Source organism: Trichocoleus sp. FACHB-591 (genome assembly GCF_014695845.1).
Classification (GTDB): Bacteria; Cyanobacteriota; Cyanobacteriia; order FACHB-46; family FACHB-46; genus Trichocoleus.
The window spans coordinates 341,027-360,154 of record NZ_JACJPA010000040.1 but is presented as its reverse complement, the minus strand read 5'-3'; the positions used below and the strand labels follow the sequence as shown (position 1 = coordinate 360,154).

Annotated in this window: 14 protein-coding genes and 1 tRNA gene; 11 read left to right on the top strand and 4 right to left on the bottom strand. The window is 49.4% G+C overall.

Going from position 1 to position 19,128, the window contains the following annotated elements:
* The first annotated feature begins 159 nt into the window (after positions 1-159).
* Positions 160-792, top strand: coding sequence for a DedA family protein (locus H6F90_RS07765; RefSeq protein ID WP_190551649.1), 633 nt, complete (start codon positions 160-162; stop codon positions 790-792).
* Positions 793-936: 144 nt separating this feature from the next.
* Here H6F90_RS07765 and H6F90_RS07760 read toward each other — a convergent pair whose 3' ends face one another.
* Positions 937-2,139, bottom strand: a complete 1,203-nt coding sequence (locus H6F90_RS07760) for an argininosuccinate synthase (RefSeq protein WP_190551647.1) — start codon at positions 2,137-2,139, stop codon at positions 937-939.
* A 208-nt stretch (positions 2,140-2,347) separates the two neighbouring features.
* On the opposite strand from H6F90_RS07760, the gene H6F90_RS07755 reads away from it, so the two are divergent.
* From H6F90_RS07755 to H6F90_RS07710, 10 genes are all read left to right on the top strand, one after another.
* Complete coding sequence (locus H6F90_RS07755) at positions 2,348-3,313, top strand: glycosyltransferase (RefSeq protein WP_190551645.1); 966 nt, start codon at positions 2,348-2,350, stop codon at positions 3,311-3,313.
* A 121-nt stretch (positions 3,314-3,434) separates the two neighbouring features.
* The gene (locus H6F90_RS07750) at positions 3,435-4,040 is read left to right on the top strand and encodes a hypothetical protein (RefSeq protein ID WP_190551643.1); all 606 of its coding nucleotides are present in this window, start codon (positions 3,435-3,437) and stop codon (positions 4,038-4,040) included.
* A gap of 148 nt (positions 4,041-4,188) precedes the next feature.
* Positions 4,189-4,983 carry a 30S ribosomal protein S2 gene (rpsB, locus tag H6F90_RS07745; protein WP_190551641.1) on the top strand — a complete coding sequence of 265 codons (795 nt, stop codon included), beginning with the start codon at positions 4,189-4,191 and terminating at the stop codon, positions 4,981-4,983.
* A 113-nt stretch (positions 4,984-5,096) separates the two neighbouring features.
* Positions 5,097-5,756: a translation elongation factor Ts gene (gene tsf, locus H6F90_RS07740; RefSeq protein ID WP_190551639.1), complete on the top strand. Its 660-nt coding sequence runs from the start codon at positions 5,097-5,099 to the stop codon at positions 5,754-5,756.
* Positions 5,757-5,893: 137 nt separating this feature from the next.
* Positions 5,894-6,850: a hypothetical protein gene (locus tag H6F90_RS07735; protein WP_190551637.1), complete on the top strand. Its 957-nt coding sequence runs from the start codon at positions 5,894-5,896 to the stop codon at positions 6,848-6,850.
* Between the two features lie 37 nt (positions 6,851-6,887).
* Positions 6,888-9,446, top strand: a complete 2,559-nt coding sequence (gene recG, locus H6F90_RS07730) for an ATP-dependent DNA helicase RecG (RefSeq protein ID WP_190551635.1) — start codon at positions 6,888-6,890, stop codon at positions 9,444-9,446.
* A gap of 83 nt (positions 9,447-9,529) precedes the next feature.
* Positions 9,530-10,243: a DUF305 domain-containing protein gene (locus H6F90_RS07725; RefSeq protein ID WP_190551633.1), complete on the top strand. Its 714-nt coding sequence runs from the start codon at positions 9,530-9,532 to the stop codon at positions 10,241-10,243.
* A 136-nt stretch (positions 10,244-10,379) separates the two neighbouring features.
* Complete coding sequence (locus H6F90_RS07720) at positions 10,380-13,454, top strand: ATP-binding protein (protein ID WP_190551631.1); 3,075 nt, start codon at positions 10,380-10,382, stop codon at positions 13,452-13,454.
* Positions 13,455-14,008: 554 nt separating this feature from the next.
* Positions 14,009-14,314 (top strand): WGxxGxxG family protein, encoded by a 306-nt coding sequence (locus H6F90_RS07715; RefSeq protein ID WP_190436535.1) that lies wholly within the window; start codon positions 14,009-14,011, stop codon positions 14,312-14,314.
* Positions 14,315-14,514: 200 nt separating this feature from the next.
* The gene (locus H6F90_RS07710; protein ID WP_190436538.1) at positions 14,515-14,799 is read left to right on the top strand and encodes a WGxxGxxG family protein; all 285 of its coding nucleotides are present in this window, start codon (positions 14,515-14,517) and stop codon (positions 14,797-14,799) included.
* A gap of 100 nt (positions 14,800-14,899) precedes the next feature.
* Here the strand turns inward: H6F90_RS07710 and glpK are convergent, their stop codons facing one another.
* From glpK to H6F90_RS07695, 3 genes are all read right to left on the bottom strand, one after another.
* Complete coding sequence (glpK, locus tag H6F90_RS07705) at positions 14,900-16,405, bottom strand: glycerol kinase GlpK (RefSeq protein ID WP_190551629.1); 1,506 nt, start codon at positions 16,403-16,405, stop codon at positions 14,900-14,902.
* Between the two features lie 106 nt (positions 16,406-16,511).
* On the bottom strand, positions 16,512-18,725 hold the full coding sequence (locus H6F90_RS07700; RefSeq protein ID WP_190551627.1) for an ATP-binding protein: 2,214 nt from the start codon (positions 18,723-18,725) through the stop codon (positions 16,512-16,514).
* Positions 18,726-18,952: 227 nt separating this feature from the next.
* Positions 18,953-19,024, bottom strand: a tRNA-Val gene (locus H6F90_RS07695).
* Positions 19,025-19,128 lie beyond the last annotated feature (104 nt).

Below are 19,128 nucleotides of genomic sequence, written 5' to 3'. Positions count from 1 at the left end.
GATTGACTCACTCTTGAAAGTTTGGCCTACAAAGGCGTAAATCCTCTGAGAAGCAAGTTTTGTCCCAGTAGCGTCTGGCACTACCAAGGGTTTATTGACACTTTCAGATAGGCGAGTCAAGATCTTAAGAAAGGCAAATCTTTGTAAAGGCTGTGTTGCATGTCTTTCGAGTTTTTATCGCTAGAGACTATCCAGGAATTAGCTCGTCAATATGGCTACTGGGCAGTATTTGTAGGTATTCTGCTAGAAAATCTCGGCTTGCCAATTCCCGGTGAAACTGCGACACTCGCTGGCGGTTTCTTGGCGGGTAGCGGTGAACTGAATTACTGGATTGTCCTCGGTAGTGCAGTTCTCGGTGCTTCGCTGGGCGGGACTTGCGGCTATTGGATTGGTAGGTGGGGCGGATGGCCGCTGCTCGTTGGCCTCGGTCGCATCTTCCGCTTTCGAGAAGAGCAATTGCTAGAAGTCAAAAATCAATTTAGTGAAAACGCCGGAAAGACAGTGTTTTTTGGCCGTTTCATTGCTTTGCTCCGAGTTTTTGCTAGCCCGCTTGCTGGAATTGTCCAGATGCCGTTTCTCAAATTCATGTTTTATAACTTGTTTGGGGCAACAGTTTGGGCTTCTGTGATGGTAACCTTGGCATTCTTCGCAGGTCGAATTGTGCCCTTAGAACAGCTAGTTGTTTGGGCCGCTCAATTTGCTGGAGTCGCTTTGTTCCTGGCGATCGCCTGGATTGCAGTTCCTATCTGGTTAGAAACTCGTAAAGCTAAGCAATTAGAACGTCCAGATTAATTCTGAAGCTGGATCAAACTAAATCAGCTTTGGAAACCTGTTGGTAAATAGGCAAATTTAGCAGATGGAGCAGTTTTGCATTGCTCCATCTGTTTTTTGATTGTCTTAGAGCTTTTGACTGAATCCAAAGCTAAATAGAAAAGGTTAAAGGCGATTTTGTTGCGACCAAACCCGCGTGGGTAGGCCCCAAACATAGATAAACCCTTCTGCTGCTTTGTGGTCGAACTTGTCTTCTGCGCCGTAGGTTGCCAAGTCTGGGCTGTAGAGGGAGTTGGCAGATTGCCGCCCCACAATATTGGCATTGCCTTTAAATAACTTGACTCGTACAGTGCCAGAAACGCGCTCTTGGGTCTGTTGCACAAAAGCATCTAAAGCTCCCTTAAGGGGGCTGTACCAAAGGCCGTTGTAGACGAGTTGGCTGTAGGTTTCCTCAATGCCCCGCTTGTAGTGGGTGACATCAGCGGTTAGCGTCAGGCTCTCTAAATCTCGGTGGGCTTGAATCAGCACTAGGAGCGCGGGTGCTTCATAAATTTCACGCGACTTAATGCCAACTAAACGGTTCTCCAGCATATCGATCCGTCCGACACCGTGATTACCAGCGAGTTCGTTTAGTCGGGTAATCAGCGCTACAGAATCTAAAGCTTCTCCATTCAAGTGGGTTGGCAAACCCTTCTCAAAGCCAATTTCTACGTATTCTGGTTCGTTGGGTGTCTCTGCGATCGCCTTGGTTAAAGCGTAGATTTCTTCTAAAGGCTCAGTCCAAGGGTCTTCTAGGGGGCCTGCTTCAATACTGCGGCCCAAGAGGTTCCGATCGATGCTGTAGGGTGAAGACTTCTTGACTGGAGCAGGAATGCCAAATTTTTCCCCGTAGGCGATCGTTTCTTCCCGGCTCATGCCCCATTCTCTAGCGGGCGCTAAGACTTTGAGATTAGGGTTTAAGGCGGCGATCGAGACATCAAATCGCACTTGGTCATTGCCTTTGCCTGTGCAACCGTGTGCGACCGCATCGGCACCGTATTTTTCGGCTGCTTCCACCAATAGCTTGGCAATCAGGGGCCGAGCCAAAGCGGTAGAAAGGGGATAGCGATTCTCGTAGAGTGCATTAGCTTGAATCGCAGGAAAAGCATACTCTTTGATAAAACCTGCCGTTGCATCAATTACCAAGGACTCGCTAGCGCCTGAGTCGAGTGCTTTTTTGCGGATAGGTTCTAGCTCATCCCCTTGGCCCAAGTCGGCTGCTAAGGTAATAACTTCTTCAACCCCCCACTCAGTTTTGAGATAAGGAATGCAGACGGAAGTATCAACTCCGCCGGAGTATGCCAGCACAACTTTCTTGGCGCGACCCATTGATTTTCTCGATTTGGTAGAACAACTGAGTCCCTATTATGCAACCAATATTCATAAATTCTTGTCAGAATCTCTACAGATACATCATTGATGCTTGATTTTGTTGAGTCACTCAAATGCCATAAGCTTTAAGGCTAGCTAGGTAGCCAAGGCATAGCTGAAGATTGGCTGAAGATATTGAGAGTAAGGTTCCCTTGCAGGAGAAGCTGTGTTTTTTAGTATTGTCATCCCGACCTACAATCGCCAACCGATTTTGGAAAAGTGCCTGAGGGCTTTAGAGCGCCAATACCTGGTGACCGATACCGAGGTGACTGATTATGAGGTTGTGCTAGTTGATGATGGCTCTACGGATGGCACAGTCGATTGGATACGCACAAGTGCAGCAGAGTTTCCTCATGTCCGGTTGTTTTGCCAAGATCACCAAGGTCCATCTGCGGCTCGGAATTTGGGGGTGCAGCAAGCGATTGGGGACACGATTATTTTTATTGACAGTGACTTGGTTGTTACCGAACAGTTTTTGCAAGCTCATGCAGATGGTCTGAAGCAAGGCCAGCGATCGCTCCCCGCCCCAAGGACCTCCAATGAGCCGCCCCGCCTCTTCACCTACGGTCGAGTGATTAATACCTGCAATTTTGAGCAACCCACCAGTGAGCCGTACAAAGTCACAGATTTCTCAGCCGCCTATTTTGCTACAGGTAATGTCGCGATCGCTCGTTACTGGCTAGAAAAAGTGGGCTTGTTTGATACACAGTTTCAACTGTATGGCTGGGAAGATTTGGAGCTAGGCGTGCGGCTAAAGCAATTAGGTCTCAAGCTGATCAAATGCCCCGATGCGGTTGGCTACCATTGGCACCCACCTTTTGCCTTAGCAGAAATTCCGCAGTTAATTGATAAAGAAATTCAACGCGGACGTATGGGAGTTTTGTTCTATCAAAAGCATCCCACCTGGGAAGTGCGGATGATGATTCAAATGACTTGGCTGCACCGCGTGCTCTGGGGCTTACTTTCTCTGGGTGGCTCATTGAATGAACGAACCTTAGCTCCTTTGTTGCAATGGTTGATTGAGCAAGGCAAGCCCCAACTAGCCCTAGAGATTGCTCGTATCTTTCTCAATTGGTACAACGTTCAAGGTGTGTATGCCGCTTATGCTGAAAGGCAGCAGACCGCTTCGTAATATATCAGTGGCCTCTATTTTTGGGGTGCTTGAGTAGATATACACATTTGCAGTACTTTAGCTTTGGTAAAACTGCTCTACTCTCTCTGACCTGTTTTTACAAATCACACCTAGGATACCTATGTTGCGACTCAAGAATTTAGTGGTTTTCACGGCGATCGCGGTTGCCTTGGCAGCTTGTGGCCCCAGTACCGACACTACAACAACTTCTGATACTACGACCACGACTGCTCCTACTACGACCGCTCCTGCGGCAGGTCAAGCCTCGCCCGCAACAGCGACTTCAACCATCAGTGTCACTGATCTAGGCGTGCAGAACATTAGTGAAGTGAAGTTCTATCCACTGCCTGCTGGTACAGAGTCTACTAATGGTTATTTTGATGCTGTCAACAATAAGATAACGCCAGAACATACCTTACCTAAAACAGATATTTTGACCCTCAACGGTTGGGCAATTCTTCCGACTACTAGCAAGTCAGCGAATCAAGTGATCGTCACGCAGGGTGATCAGAATGCTGTCATCGCGATCGCTCCTGTTAGTGTAGAAAGAACCGATGTCGCCAAAGTCACAAACAACCCTAACTATACAAACTCAGGCTGGACTGTAACGCTCGACCCAGCAACCCTGCCAGCAGACAGAGCTGTTCTCACAGCTTGGGCTTATAACTCTGATACCAAAGAAGCCTTTCAACTGAGCCGAGTGCACACTGTCACTTTCAATCAATAACTCCGACTCAAAGGAAGACTCTAATTGTGTTACGCTAGAAAAGTTGTCTAAATTCGCACATCCAGGATTTCGGGTGTTTCTGAAGAGCCATGAAGCTCAGAAATACACCTGGATGGAGGATTAACCCGAATCAGGAGTTCAAAAAAATATGCCAGTCGTCTCTTTGGCTCAAATGATGGAGGCAGGCGTTCACTTCGGGCACCAAACCCGTCGGTGGAACCCCAAAATGTCTCCTTATATCTACACCTCTCGTAACGGTGTTCATATCATTGACTTGGTGCAAACTGCCCAGTTGATGGAAGAAGCCTACAGCTACATGCGAACTGCGGCTGAACAGGGCAAAAAATTCCTGTTTATTGGCACCAAGCGGCAAGCAGCTGGGATCGTGGCTCAAGAAGCGGCGCGTTGTGGAGCTTATTACGTCAACCAGCGTTGGTTAGGCGGCATGCTCACCAACTGGACCACCATCAAAACCCGCGTCGATCGCCTTAAAGAGCTAGAGCGCCGTGAAGAAACTGGGGCCCTAGACCTACTGCCTAAGAAGGAAGCTTCTGTTCTCCGCCGAGAACTCGAAAAGCTTCAGAAGTACCTAGGTGGCATTAAAGCCATGCGCAAAGTTCCCGATGTCGTCATCATCGTGGACCAACGCCGGGAGTACAACGCGGTTCAAGAGTGCCTCAAGTTGGGCGTTCCCATCGTTTCGCTCTTAGATACTAATTGCGATCCTGACTTCGTAGATATTCCTATTCCAGCTAATGATGATGCCATTCGGTCGATTAAGCTGATAGTAGGTAAGCTAGCGGATGCGATCTATGAAGGTCGTCACGGTCAGCTAGAGGCTGAGGACGACTACGAAGACTACGAAGGTGCGGAGGACGACTTCGACTACGAAGACAACGATACTTCGTTCCTGCCAGAGGAAGAAGCAGAAGCTGAAGCATAGTTAATTTCGATAGCTATCACCAAATGAACTGCGATCGCAGTTCATTTGACCCAGCTTTTTTAGAGTTTTCGCGTTCAAGGTCTCAATCGAGTTGAAGTAGGAATCAAGGCAAAATGGCGGACATCTCTGCACAAAGCGTGAAAGAGCTGCGCGAAAAAACTGGCGCAGGCATGATGGATTGTAAAAAAGCCCTTACCGAGAATGGTGGGGACATCACCAAAGCGACCGAGTGGCTGCGGCAAAAAGGTCTCGCTTCTGCTGGCAAAAAAGAAGGGCGAGTTGCAGCGGAAGGTTTGGTTGGTCAGTATATCCACACGGGCGGCCGCGTTGGAGTTCTGGTAGAAGTAAACTGCGAAACTGACTTCGTAGCTCGCGGCGAAACGTTTCAGACCCTGGTTCGCAACGTAGCTATGCAGATTGCGGCTTGCCCTAACGTTGAGTACGTCAAGGTGAGCGACATTCCCACAGACATCGCGGAGAAGGAAAAAGCGATCGAAATGGGTCGCGATGACTTAGCTGGCAAACCAGACAACATCAAGGAAAAAATCGTTCAAGGTCGTATTGACAAGCGCCTGAAAGAAATGACTTTGATGGATCAGCCTTACATTCGTGACCAAAACATCACGGTGGAAGAGTTGGTGAAGCAAACTATTGCTCAGACTGGTGAAAACATCCAAGTTCGTCGCTTCGTCCGATTCGTTCTGGGCGAAGGCATTGAGAAGCAAGAGAACAATTTTGCTGATGAAGTTGCAGCGATGACTGGGACTAAGTAAAAGTTTTAGCTTGCAGCTTCTAACATCCGCAAGGATCGACTGAAGTGTAGTTTGGATAGTAATGTGAAGACAGGTCAAGCTCACCACTCTGACCTGTCTTTCCTCTATTTGGGGGCTTCTTAACCATAGGCAGAAGAATGGTTAGATCAGTTGAACAAATTGAACGTGATATTGCTGCATTAGAGCAAATGCTAGCAGGTACGGCTGATGAGTTTTATAGCGTTGATTCTGGCTATTTAGCAGCGTTGGGACAGGCGGTTAAACAGCAGCTAATTTTGGCAAGCTATCATCTGTGTACCCAAGGGTATCCCCAGCAGTTTTTGCGCTTGTCCTTTAACCAAAGGCATCAATTACAGCAGTCTTTGAAGCAACTGGCTAAGCAAGCCCAAGAAACTTTATTGGAGCAACTACGGCGCGTTGGCGAGACCCAACCTGAGCAGCAGTCTAGCGATAAACCAACAGAGCCTGAGGAGTTTTCTCTCGCTTCGCTGGATGTAGCGTTGACAGAAACTGTCGAGAAGCAATGGCTTGCTAACGTGGCCGAACCTCAAACTATGGAGCCACAGCCAAAAGAATCAGAAGCTTCAGAACCCGAAACTCTAAAACCCAAAAGCGAAGATGCCGAGTCCCAACGCCTGACACCAGAACGGTTAGTCCGGTGGCGAGAAGGGGTGGAACGGGCGATCGCTCGAACTTTGAGCCAAGTTTCGAAAGAGGCAAATCATCTATTTCAGCAAGTAGACATCTTGCCAAAAGAGCTGCCAGAAGTTTTACTAGAGGCGGCTTCTAAAGCCGAAGAGGCGGCAGACTCAGTAGCGAGTACACCAAACTTGCTGAATTTGTTGGTGGAAACTGTGGATGAAAATCGGCCTGAAGCAATGCCATCAGGACTTTCTATCACTCATATCGTGGCTATTCATTTGCGTCTGGCAGAAATTGAGTTTACGGATAGCACTGTAGCGCTGTGGCGACAGAAACTACGGAATTTATCCGGGCGGTTGCAATCTCTTGGCAAGGAATACCAAAAGAAGCAACGAGAACGAGCGATCGCAGAAGCTGAATCTGCTTGGCGTGCCAGTTGGTTTGAGGATTAAATCGAGATCCGCTGTCCTAACTTAATCCAGGATTTGTATGGAGGATGCAATTGAGCAATTGGCTTTGCCCCAACCTGAAATAGTGACCCCAACCTCCACAGCGGCAATTCCATCTTCCTCTCCGCCTGATTGGGTGCGGCTGCAAAAAGCCTTGGCCGTGGAAGCAGAGCATGGCTTCAATGATTTGGTGGGTAAGCAGTCTCGCTTCAGTGAATTTCTCGCTCAAAGCTTGCAGCAGGCTCCAGAAATTTTGCCGAGTCGCGATCGCAGTCGTTGGCAGGAGATGGCGGGCCAATTTACTAATTACTCCGATCTGAGTTTTGCCCAGCGGCAGCATTTAGTGGCCGATACGCGGCGGTTTCTTTATCAAGTGCGGCAAACCTGTGAGCGGACGAACCAAAGTAGTGGCGCTGAAAACGGGCTAGCAGCGTCAGAACCGAAGCCAAAACCTCCTAAAACTGCCCCACTAGCCGAGTCACAGCGAGCCATTTCTCCCGATGAACCCCTCACTTATCTATCTGGAATTGGCCCCAAGAATGCGGAACGGCTAGCCAAACTAGGACTTTATACGGTTCGCGATTTGCTGTTTTATTACCCTCGTGACCACATTGACTACGCGCGGCAGGTCCAGATTCGTGACTTGGAGGCTGGGGAGACGGTGACATTGGTGGGCACAGTCAAGCGCTGTACCTGCTTCAATAGCCCTCGTAATGCCAAATTAACCATTTTTGAATTAGTGGTGCGCGATCGCAGTGGGCAAATTAAGCTGAGCCGCTTCTTCGCAGGGAACCGATATCGCAATCGAGGCTGGCAAGAGCAACAGAAACGGCTCTACCCACCGGGCGCGGTGATTGCGGCTTCTGGCTTGGTCAAGCAAAGCAAGTACGGCATGACCTTGGAAGATCCGGAGATTGAGGTGCTGGATCATTCAGGTAGTAGCATTGAGTCGGTCACCGTGGGACGAGTGGTGCCGATCTACTCATTAACGGAGGGAGTTGGGGCAGATTTAGTTCGCAAAGCAGTGATTGCGGCGTTACCTGCGGCCACTCGTCTAGACGATCCCTTACCGGAGCCATTACAGAAGCAGTATGAGCTAACTGGATTGGCAGAAGCGATCGCGCATATTCATTTCCCACCCGATAGTGCTGCCTTAGATATGGCCCGTCGGCGTTTGGTGTTCGATGAGTTTTTCTATTTGCAGTTGGGGTTGCTGAAGCGTCGCCAGAGCCAGCGCCAAACCCAAGCGAGCGCTATCTTGGCTCCCACTGGGCAATTGATTGATCAGTTGTATGAGTTGCTGCCGTTTCAACTCACGGGGGCTCAGCAACGGGTGATTAATGACATCCTCAACGACTTGCAGCAACCTGCCCCGATGAACCGACTGGTGCAAGGAGATGTGGGATCGGGGAAAACTGTGGTAGCAGTCGTGGCGGTTTTGGCAGCGATTCAGGCAGGCTACCAAGCAGCGCTGATGGCTCCGACTGAGGTGTTGGCAGAGCAGCATTACCGTAAGTTGGTGAGTTGGTTTAACTTGATGCACTTACCCGTCGAGTTACTCACAGGCTCAACCAAGACGGCGAAGCGACGGCAAATCCACGCACAATTACAGACAGGCGAACTGCCTCTGTTGGTGGGTACCCATGCCTTGATTGAAGATCCAGTCACCTTCCAGCGCTTAGGCTTGGTGGTGATTGATGAGCAGCATCGCTTCGGAGTGCAACAAAGAGCTAGATTGCAGCAAAAAGGTGTCAATGGCATCCCTCATGTTTTGACGATGACGGCGACGCCCATTCCCCGTACCCTGGCCCTGACGCTCCACGGCGACTTGGATGTGAGCCAGATTGATGAGTTGCCACCCGGACGCAAACCCATTCAGACAACGGCTTTGACTGCCAGCGATCGCACCCAAGCTTATGAGTTAATTCGTCGCCAAGTGGCTCAGGGCCGCCAGGTGTATGTAGTGTTGCCCTTGGTAGACGAGTCCGAGAAGTTGGATCTAAAGTCTGCGATCGAGGAACATCAACGGCTGCAAGAGCAGATCTTTCCAGAATTTCAGATTGGTTTGCTGCATGGCCGCATGACTTCGGCGGAGAAAGAGGAAGCGATTAATCAATTCCGCGACAATCAAACCCAAATTCTGGTTTCAACGACAGTGGTGGAGGTGGGTGTGGATGTCCCAAATGCCACGGTAATGCTGATCGAGCATGCCGAACGTTTTGGTTTATCACAGTTGCACCAGTTGCGCGGGCGCGTGGGTCGAGGGGCAGACCAAGCTTTTTGTTTGCTGATGAGTAGTTCCAAGGCGGAAACTGCGCGGCAACGCCTGAAAGTATTAGAACAATCGCAGGATGGCTTTTTTATCTCAGAAATGGATATGCGCTTCCGAGGGCCAGGGGAAGTGCTAGGAACTCGGCAGTCTGGTTTGCCCGATTTTGCTTTGGCTAGCTTAGTTGAGGACCAAGCGGTGCTGGAAGTGGCACGGGAAGCCGCCGAGAAAGCGATCGCTAAAGATGCCACGCTCGAGCGCTGGCCGCTGATGCAAGCAGAACTAGAATATCGCTATCAACGGCTCATGGGTGGAGCCATCTTTACCTAAACTCCCCAATTGACACTCCAGTTGGCTAGAGCGTTGACAATCCTCTGTAAGACACTTATTGAGTTGCACTGGAACTAATATTTATGCAACCCCCTACTTCTAAAGCCAAACCTCCGGCTCGTCTACTCACGGCGATCGCCTTCACGGGCAGTCTTCTCATCAGCTGTGCTTCCACCTCCGAAACCCAAGCACCTACTCTAGGCGCCACTACGAGTTCAGCCGCCAATCCCTCGGCTAGCCCCCAAGCTCAGGGGATGAACCACGCGCACCCAGGCTCAAGTCATAATACCGCTCTTGATCTAGGGCCCTCTGAAGCTAATTATGATTTGCGTTTCATTGATGCCATGATTCCTCACCATCAAGGCGCGATCGCGATGGCTAAAGCAGCCCAACAGAAAGCGCAACGGCCTGAGCTAAAGCAGCTTGCAGCAGAGATGATTCAAGCTCAAACTCAGGAAATTACGCAATTGCAGAAATGGCGGCAACAGTGGTATCCCGAATTTGACAGCACTCCGATGGCTTACGACGCAGAGAAGCGCAAGATGCTACCGATGTCTGCCCAGCAACAGGCAGCGATGATGATGCATCAGGACTTCAGTGCATCCGGGGGTGAATTTGATCAGCGGTTTCTCAGTGCCATGATGCCTCACCACGCAGGCGCGATCGCGATGGCCCAAGACGCTTTGCAGAAGTCACAACATCTGGAAATTAAGCAATTAGCTCAAAATATTCTGACGACTCAAAAAGCCGAGATTCAGAAAATGCAACAATGGCAAGCCGCTTGGTCTCAACCCTAAGCAAATTGGCTGCAAAAACAAATGTAGTTGCGCTAGCTAAGAGCGATCGGTCTCACACTTTCTTGTTCAATCAGGGTATCTCTGTATGTATAGCGATTTATAGCGATTCAAAACAATTTGCAGGAAGTCGGTCACTGTGCGGCAGTTCCAATTTTTTTCCCTTCGCACCAAACTAATCTTGGCTTTTTTGGGCGTAGCGCTGATCCCGCTGCTATTGCTGTCTTGGCTGAATAAACACACGGCTCAAGTTACTCTCACCAGCACTGCCAACCAAGCTTTGTATGCTGCAGCCAGCCAAACTGCCTTAACCCTGGATGCTTTTATCACTGCCAACTTAGATGCAGTTCGAGTGGATGCGCAACTACCCGGTTTAGCTCAATATCTGAGTCTCCCGCCAAAGGGACGCTCCAACAGTGAGGCCGAAGCCGAAGCTGCTGCCATCTTAAGTACCCTGACTCGCCGGGATTCGCTCAATATCCTGTCTTACACCTTGTTCGATCGCCAGGGCCGTAGTGTGCTGGCAACGAACTTGAAGGATATTGGTCGCAGTCAGGCTACCGATGACTACATTCGGCAACCTTTGCAAACTAAATTTCCTTACGCTTCACCGATCCGGGTCGGCAGGGATGGTTTTACCAGCCTTTATTTCAGCAGCCCAGTCCGTAATGCCAAAGGCACGATTGTGGGTGTACTAGCGGTTCGCTACAATGCCGCCGCCATTCAACAGCTAGTCGCCCAAAACAATGGTTTAGCAGGTGCTCAATCTTTTGCTGTTTTATTGGACGAAAATCACATTCGTCTGGCTCATGGCATTGCTGCCGAATTGATATTTAAGTCTGTAGTGCCGTTACCTGCCAACAAAGTGAAGGCTTTGATCGAGGCGGGACGATTGCCGCAGCGACCTCCATCTGAACTGGCTACTGACTTACCTGCGTTTGAGCAAGGACTGAATCAGATTACCTGCAAAGCAGTCAGAACCTGTCCACCCACATACTTCACTACGGCACTCACTGGGGTCAATCATCAGCTAAGTGCCGTTGCAGCGGCTAGGCTCAGAACCCAGCCTTGGTTCGTGATTTTCGCGCAACCTCAGCAAGTTTTTTTAGCTCCGATTTACGCTCAAGTTCGGGTAGCGCAGAGATTAGCAGTTTTGATTGCGATCGCCGTGATCATCATTGCGATCGCGATCGCTCAATGGCTTGCCCGACCTTTAGTCCACTTAGCGCAACGAGTTGCTCAGTTTACAGCAGGGCAGCTTAATGCTCGGGCTCATATCGTATCGCAGGATGAAATTGGCAGCTTAGCGACCAACTTTAATGCGATGGCGGAGCAAGTCGGCAAACTCTTCCAAGGGCTGGAAGAACGCACCCATGAATTGGAAGCAAGTCAGCATGTCACCTTCGCTGTGAGTGAGTTATCCAAAGCAATTGTTGATCCCGAATCACTTTTGCAAGAAGCGGTCACCTTGTTGCAGACTCGCTTCAATTTGTACCATGTGCAAATTTATTTATGGGAGCCCGCTACGCAACAACTTAGCCGCCAAGCGGGAGCCAGTGGAGCCGATATCTCTTGGCCTGCTCATCGAGAAATTAGCATCCGGTTAGATTGTCCTGATAGCTTAGTTGCCTGTGCCGCACGCACCCAAAGGTTAGCCGTTGCAGAGTCTAGGCGTATAAGTGAGGCGATCGCCCCTGATTTAGCTGCTTTGCCAATGGGCACAGAAGCGGCTGTACCGCTGGTCGCACGAGGGCAACTGCTCGGCGTTCTCGACATTCAAGACGTTTACACCGATCACTTTAGTGCGATTGACCTAGACACCTTCAAAACCCTAGCGGGCCAAATTGCGATCGCCTTAGAAAATGCCCGTCTGTTTGAACAAATTCAAAAAACCGAGGAGCGCTTTCGGCGTATTTTTGAAGACGCTCCGATTGGCATGGCGATCGCCAGCTTGGAAGACGAACAGTTGGTTCAGGTGAACAAAGCCTTTTGCCGCATGTTGGTTTATGAGGCCGAGGCGTTAACTCAGCTCTCGTTTAAGGACATCACGCATCCAACCGACCTGAGTAAAGATTTACGCTTGTTCCAGCAAATGGTGACAGGGGCGATCGCCAGTTACCAGATTGAAAAACGCTACTTGAAACAAACTCAGGAAGTTGTTTGGGCTAACCTAACCGCCACCTTGATTCGGGACCAGCAAGGCGGTGCCAGCTATAGCCTCGGCATGATTGAAAACATTACAGAACGCAAACGAGCGGAAGCGGCGCTACGCCAGTCAGAAACGCAATATCGAGAAAAAGCTCAACAATTGCAGGAAGCCCTACACGAACTACAGCAGACGCAAGCCCAACTCGTGCAAAGCGAGAAAATGTCCAGCTTGGGGCAACTAGTCGCTGGAGTGGCGCACGAAATTAACAACCCGATCAACTTCATCTATGGCAACCTAACCCACGCCAAGCAGTACCTCCAGGACTTATTCAAGTTGCTGCACCTTTACCAAGCCCACTATCCTCATCCTGCTCCTGCCATTCAGACCACAACCCAAGAAATTGATCTGGAGTTTTTGGGAGAAGATTTCGAGCGAATTCTCGCTTCGATGCAAGTGGGCGCGGAACGAATTCGGCAGATCGTCCTCTCCTTAAGAAATTTCTCTCGATTGGATGAGGCAGAAATGAAGCCAGTAGACATCCATCAGGGGCTAGATAACACTCTGGTAATTTTGCAGAATCAACTGAAGCCCCGACCAGGCTATCTAGGCATCGAAGTGATTAAAGAATATGGTCAGCTTCCTTTAGTTAACTGCTACGCAGGACAACTGAATCAGGTCTTTATGAACTTACTGACCAACGCAATCGACGCTCTGGAAGCGCGCTGCACCAATCAACCTTTGAAAGATGGCGTGGCTCTAGTTGATCAAGAAGCTCTGGTTGCATCCCCTAGGATTTGGATCAGCACTGCTGTAGTAGAGCCTAATCAAGTCATGATTCGGGTTGTGGATAATGGCCCAGGTATGACCGAGAGAACCCGACAGCGCCTCTTTGATCCCTTTTTTACAACTAAAGAAGTGGGGAAAGGGACAGGCTTAGGATTATCGATTAGCTACCAAATTGTAGAAAAACATCAAGGACAATTGCGTTGCCTTTCGGTACCTGGAGAGGGCGCAGAATTTATTGTGCAAATTCCTATACAACCAGCCCCTAAATTGAATTCTTAACTTTTGTCAAGAAAATGAGTTGATAGCTACTTAAAAATCACTTTTAGCGGCTTGTAAATGAGAAATTGCCATTAATATCTCTAATTTATCTCTAAGTAGCCTAAAAATTCTCAGCTAATTCTCAGTTAGCTTTCAGCTAATTCTCAGCTAGTTCTGAATGGTAGTAAACGGCTCTATTCAGCTCATGATACCTGCCAGTTGCAGATAAAAATTTAACGCCAGGATTGGGCTAGGTTTATTACTAATAAAGTTACTCATTTTCGGAAACTGCTGCTGGGTCTATGATCCCCAATTTTTATTGAAATTTAAAAGGGTGTATAGGGGGATTTGGTGCTTGCGAGTCTTGCCTCTTATGACTGACCAGTGACGCAATTTCTATTTCTTGAGTGAGAGTTAAACGCACTATCAGATTACAGCTAGAGAGCGATTCGCTATCGATTGGGAACCAGTAAATTGTTCAGTATCGGTGCCATCTAAACCGAAGAGTTTTTCAAAGCTTGAATTATTTCTTAAAGCATTCGACAGACATTACAAAGAAAAAAGGAATTTTAACCATGAAATCTGCTGCTCTATCTAAATTTATCGGTGCTGGTGTACTCAGTCTTAGCCTTGCTGCACTACCTCTAACCTTGCCTGCTGGTGCGCAAACTGATGCTGGCACCTCTACCACTTCTGGTACAGATACTACTTCTACCTACAACAATACTGACACTGCTACTGAAGGCGATCGCGATTTTGACTGGGGTTGGTTGGGTCTGCTCGGTTTGGCTGGTTTGGCTGGTTTAGCTAAGAAGAGCCACGAAGAGCCTACTCGTTACCGCGAACCCGAAGAAGTCAGCCGCACTGGAACTCGCTACTAATCCATAGAGTTGTCGTAGTTAGCGTGTTATCTCTCCAAAGGCCAGGGGAGATCTGAGGTAAAACTCTCTTCTCTGGTCTCTTCTCAGAACTTTGGATTTGCTTTTGCAACGCTAACTTCCACCCCAAGGTCATATTCAAGCATTTAATTGCTTAGCTGCATTGCATCCCTTCGCTAGAAATTTTTAGAGGATTTTTGACCATGAAACGGACTACTCTATCTAAGTTAGTTGGTGCTGGTGTGCTGGCTGCTAGTCTTGCTGTTGTGCCCCTGAGCCTTCCTAGCCACGCTCAGACTGACAACAACGCAAACAACAACCCCACTCTAGACACAACGCCTTTCCAAGAAACCAAAGATGACAACAACAATTTGGGTTGGTTGGGTTTGATTGGTTTGTTGGGTCTAGCTAATCTCTTCCGCAAGCCGAAAGAAAATGTCCGCTACCAAGAGCCCGATGTCGTTAGCCGCACTGGTTACAGAGAGTAAGCGATCGCGCTCTGCCTAGGATTTTTATTCGCGTAAATCTCCCTTCCCCCTCGTTATTTTCCGGTTGTATCGGATTATGGCGAGGGATTTGTTATGGAGGCTACTCGGCCCAATTTTTCGCTCTAGACAATGCTTTTTGCCAAGTGGTGTAGTTCTCTAGCGCTGCTGTGGTGGCTCTCGGCTCAAAGACGCGATCGCTCTGGCGATTATTAACTAGGGCTGCGTAGTCTTGCCAAAAACCGGAGGCTAAGCCCGCAGCAAAGGCTACCCCTTGCACAGTCACGTCCCGGACTACAGGACGCTCGACCGGAATCCCCAACACATCTGCCTGAAATTGCATGAGGAAGTTGTTGTCGCAGGCTCCCCCGTCTACCTTCAGTCGTTGCACCTTGGTACTACTACAAGCATTCACCGCCTGCACCACTTCTTTGACTTGGTAGGCGATCGCCTCTAAGACTGAACGCACCAGATGTTCTCGCTGGGCTCCTCCTGTAATGCCGAGAAAGGCACCACGAGCGCTCATATCCCAGTGCGGTGCGCCTAAGCCACTCAAGGCAGGCACAAAGTAAACGCCACCGTTATCGCTCACCTGTGCAGCCATTGCTTCCGTCTCCGCCGCAGTCTGAATTAGCTTCAGCCCATCGCGCAACCACTGAATGCAGGCTCCGGTGGTAAACATGCTGCCTTCGAGGGCATAACCCACCTCCGGAGCTCCAGTCTGATCAGCTCGAGTCCAAGCCACGGTTGAAACCAATTGTCCTGGCGATCGCCTGATTTCCGCTCCTGTATGAGCCACAAGAAAGCAACCTGTACCGTACGTACATTTGATTAAACCCGCGCGATCGCAACCCTGCCCAAACAAAGCCGCTTGCTGATCGCCCAAGATGGCAGTGATGGGAATTTCAACTCCTAGCATCTGAGCATCGGTCACACCAAACAAACCTAAGCTAGGTCGCACTTCGGGTAAAAGGTGAGCGGGAATCCCAAATATATCGAGCAGCCGAGCGTCCCACTGGCGCGATCGTAGGTTAAACAGCATTGTGCGGCTGGCATTACTGTCATCTGTGGCATGCACCCGTCCCCCCGTGAGGTTCCACAACACCCAAGTATCAATCGTCCCTGCCAGCACATTGCCTAGATCAACCTTGCCCGCCGTATGGTCTAGGAGCCATTTCAACTTGGTGGCGGAGAAGTACGCATCAATCACTAAGCCCGTGCGATCGTAAATTTCTGGGGCGTAACCCTGCTCCTGTAACTGATGACACAAAGGGGCAGTTCGGCGATCTTGCCACACGATCGCAGGATGCAAAGGTTGTCCGGTGGTTTTATCCCACAGCAGGCAAGTTTCTCGCTGCACGGTCAATCCGATCGCGGCAATCTCGGTGGCGGCAATGCCTGCTTGCTGTACGGCTGTTTGCATCACCCAACAAGTATCTTGCCAAATCTGTTGCGGATCATGCTCTAGCCATCCGGGCTGCGGGTAGTACTGGGTCAATTCCTTGTAAGCCTGCCCGACAATCTTGCCGTCGTGGTTAAACAGAAAGGCTCGATTGCCCGTAGTGCCCAGATCTAGCGCCAGAATGTACTTTGCCGATGGATTGCTCATGAGTTGCTTACTGATGTATCAATCAGCCTGCGATCGCTTGTCCTCATTATCCGTGGGAGACGCAGACTGTGAATGCAGCTCTTTGAATCTGCCCTTAAAGATGCCTTTAAATCTCTTGAGATTGAGTTTCGTGGGATTGAGATATTAGTGGCAGCACAACCGTAAATTTGGTACCGAGATCAACCTTACTTTCTACTGTAATTTGACCACCCTGGATGTCTACACAGTTCTTGACGATCGATAGGCCTAGACCAACCCCTGGAATGTTAGTCGCATTTTTGGCGCGATGAAAGGCTTCAAAGAGATGCAACTGGTCGGCAGCAGGAATACCAATCCCTTGATCCTGCACGCTCAAAGTGACGCTGGCACCATCACAAGTGACCTCAAGCTCCACCTCGCTGCCCTGGGGTGAATATTTAATGGCGTTTGAGAGCAAATTAGTCAGGATGTACCGTAATAGCCTCTCATCTAAACAGACCGAGGGATGAAAGCTTTGATAGCGAAATCGGAAAGTATGAGAACTGAATGAGGCAACCTGCATGTCTTCTAGCAGATTGCGGCAAAACTGCTCTAGATCCATAAGAGCAGGGTTCGGTTGCAGCTCACTACTACTGGCTTGGCTCAGCAAGAGCACTTCATCGAGTAGATGAGTGATATAACGACTAGCCGTTTGAATTTTCTCGAAATGTTGCTGTTTCTTCTCCTGAGTCATTTTGTGCTCGTAGTGCTGCACTAACTCCGTAGAGGAAACAATTACAGTCAGGGGGGTGCGAAACTCATGAGAAACCGTGGTGACAAAACGGGCGCGTAGTTCATTCAGCTCTCGCTCTCTAGCTAAAGCATGGCGAATCTCTTGCTCTGCTTGTTTCTGCTCTGTTACATCCTCAACGGTGCCTACATGCCCCAGGAGAATCCCAGTGTCAGCAAATAAGGGAGACGATCGCGCGTGAACCCAACGAGTCTCACCCTCTGGCATTTGCAGTCGATACTCATCTGCGTAACTGCCACCTTGTTGGATATGCTCAGCCCAAGCACTAAGCACGCGATCGCGATCTTCAGGATGCACCCACTCCATCCAACTAGCTCCCCAGCTAACTTCGGTGCCATTTGCTGCGGTGCTCTTGGGGCTCAAAGCTTGCAACCGGGGATTCATGTAAGTTAAACCACCCGCCACATCTGCGAGGAAAATGCCGACAGGAGAACAGGCGCTTAAGGAGCGAAAAAGCTCCTCACTTTTGTGGAGTGCCACTTGAATTTGGCAACGGAGGCTAATTTCCTCCTCTAGCTCCTGAATTGTCTGTTTTAGTTCCTGGGTTCGTTCTTCGACTCGCAATTCTAAAGTTTGGCGGCTGAGTTCTAGCTCTTGGGTGTACTGCCCTACCTGACGGATCAAGCCATTGAAGGCCGTTGCCAGCCGTCCCACTTCATCATCAGTCAGGGCTGGAGCTTGCAAGTCAAACCGTGATTCTTGAGCTGCTCGTTGCGCCACTTGGGTCACGGCTTCAATGGGACGAGCGATCGCTTGGCTAGTCCGCAGAGCCAGGACAACTGCGAGTACAACCGACAGCAACAAGCTCGTGTAAGTAATTAAACTGTGTAAGTCTTCTGCTCGATGCATGGCGATGTCTGCCTCCATCTCTCGGGCATGGACATCGTCCAGCAAGAGAGTCAAGTCGTCAGACAAACTATCTAGCTCTAGAGCCGCATCACTATTGGTAAATGCCAGCAATGATTGCTGAGCCGCTGAAACATTAGCTGTTTGTAAACGGCTGCGATCTATCTTTTGTAATACCTGATCTAGCTGCTCCGTATAGACTTCAATCGTGCTGTCATAGGTACGCAACCAAGCTTCTAACTCTACACTGGCCTGACTAAATCGAGCATGAGTGACAACCGCAGTCTGCACCTCTGCCCTTAATCCACGAATTTTCTGCACATGCCCCAAAAAGTGCTTGTGCTCATGCTCAAACGCTGGGGGATTTTGGAGTAAGGGAATAAATTGTTGTTGGTGACTGCGAGCAGCTAGGACAGCCAAATTCAAGCTGCTCAATAGCCTCTCTTCCTGGTGAGCTGCTTCCCAGTTTCGCGTTGCGACTCTCGCATAGGCGTCTCCCAGAAGGTGGCCAAAAGTAGATCCAATCACTGCTACCCCAATCGCCAAAGCATGAGACCAACCAATTTTTTGGCGGATACTTTTCGCTCGACGCAACGACCAACGAGTGGGAAAGTCCAGTAGGCCAGCACCCTGTCGAGAATCATAGTCTGACAGCGGCTCAGAAGACACGCGGTGCTGTAGGGAAGACTTAGGAGGATGACTCATAGAAGCAACGCTGTTAAAGTCCTGCCCTTGACTTAAAGGCAAATCAACGTAGATGGCTCTATGATGCTTGAATAAGTTAGAGGGCAGCATCCGCTATTTGCGCAGACTGTCTCAGTCGATTAGCACAGAACAGCAGGATCAACCAGATAAAATAATTTTCTCAGCTCGGAAATTATTTTGCGAATCGCGACATTTAATGTGCGAACGTACACGTACAAAAAGAAAAATGGGCGATACAAGATTCGAACTTGTAACATCCTGCTTGTAAGGCAGGCGCTCTACCGTTGAGCTAATCGCCCGTGACCTGCACCCAATCGTTTGGGCACGAGAATTAAATATAGCAGACATTTTTGTTCTTGTTAATATTTTCTGAGACTAAATTTTCGGATTTTCTGGATTTCCT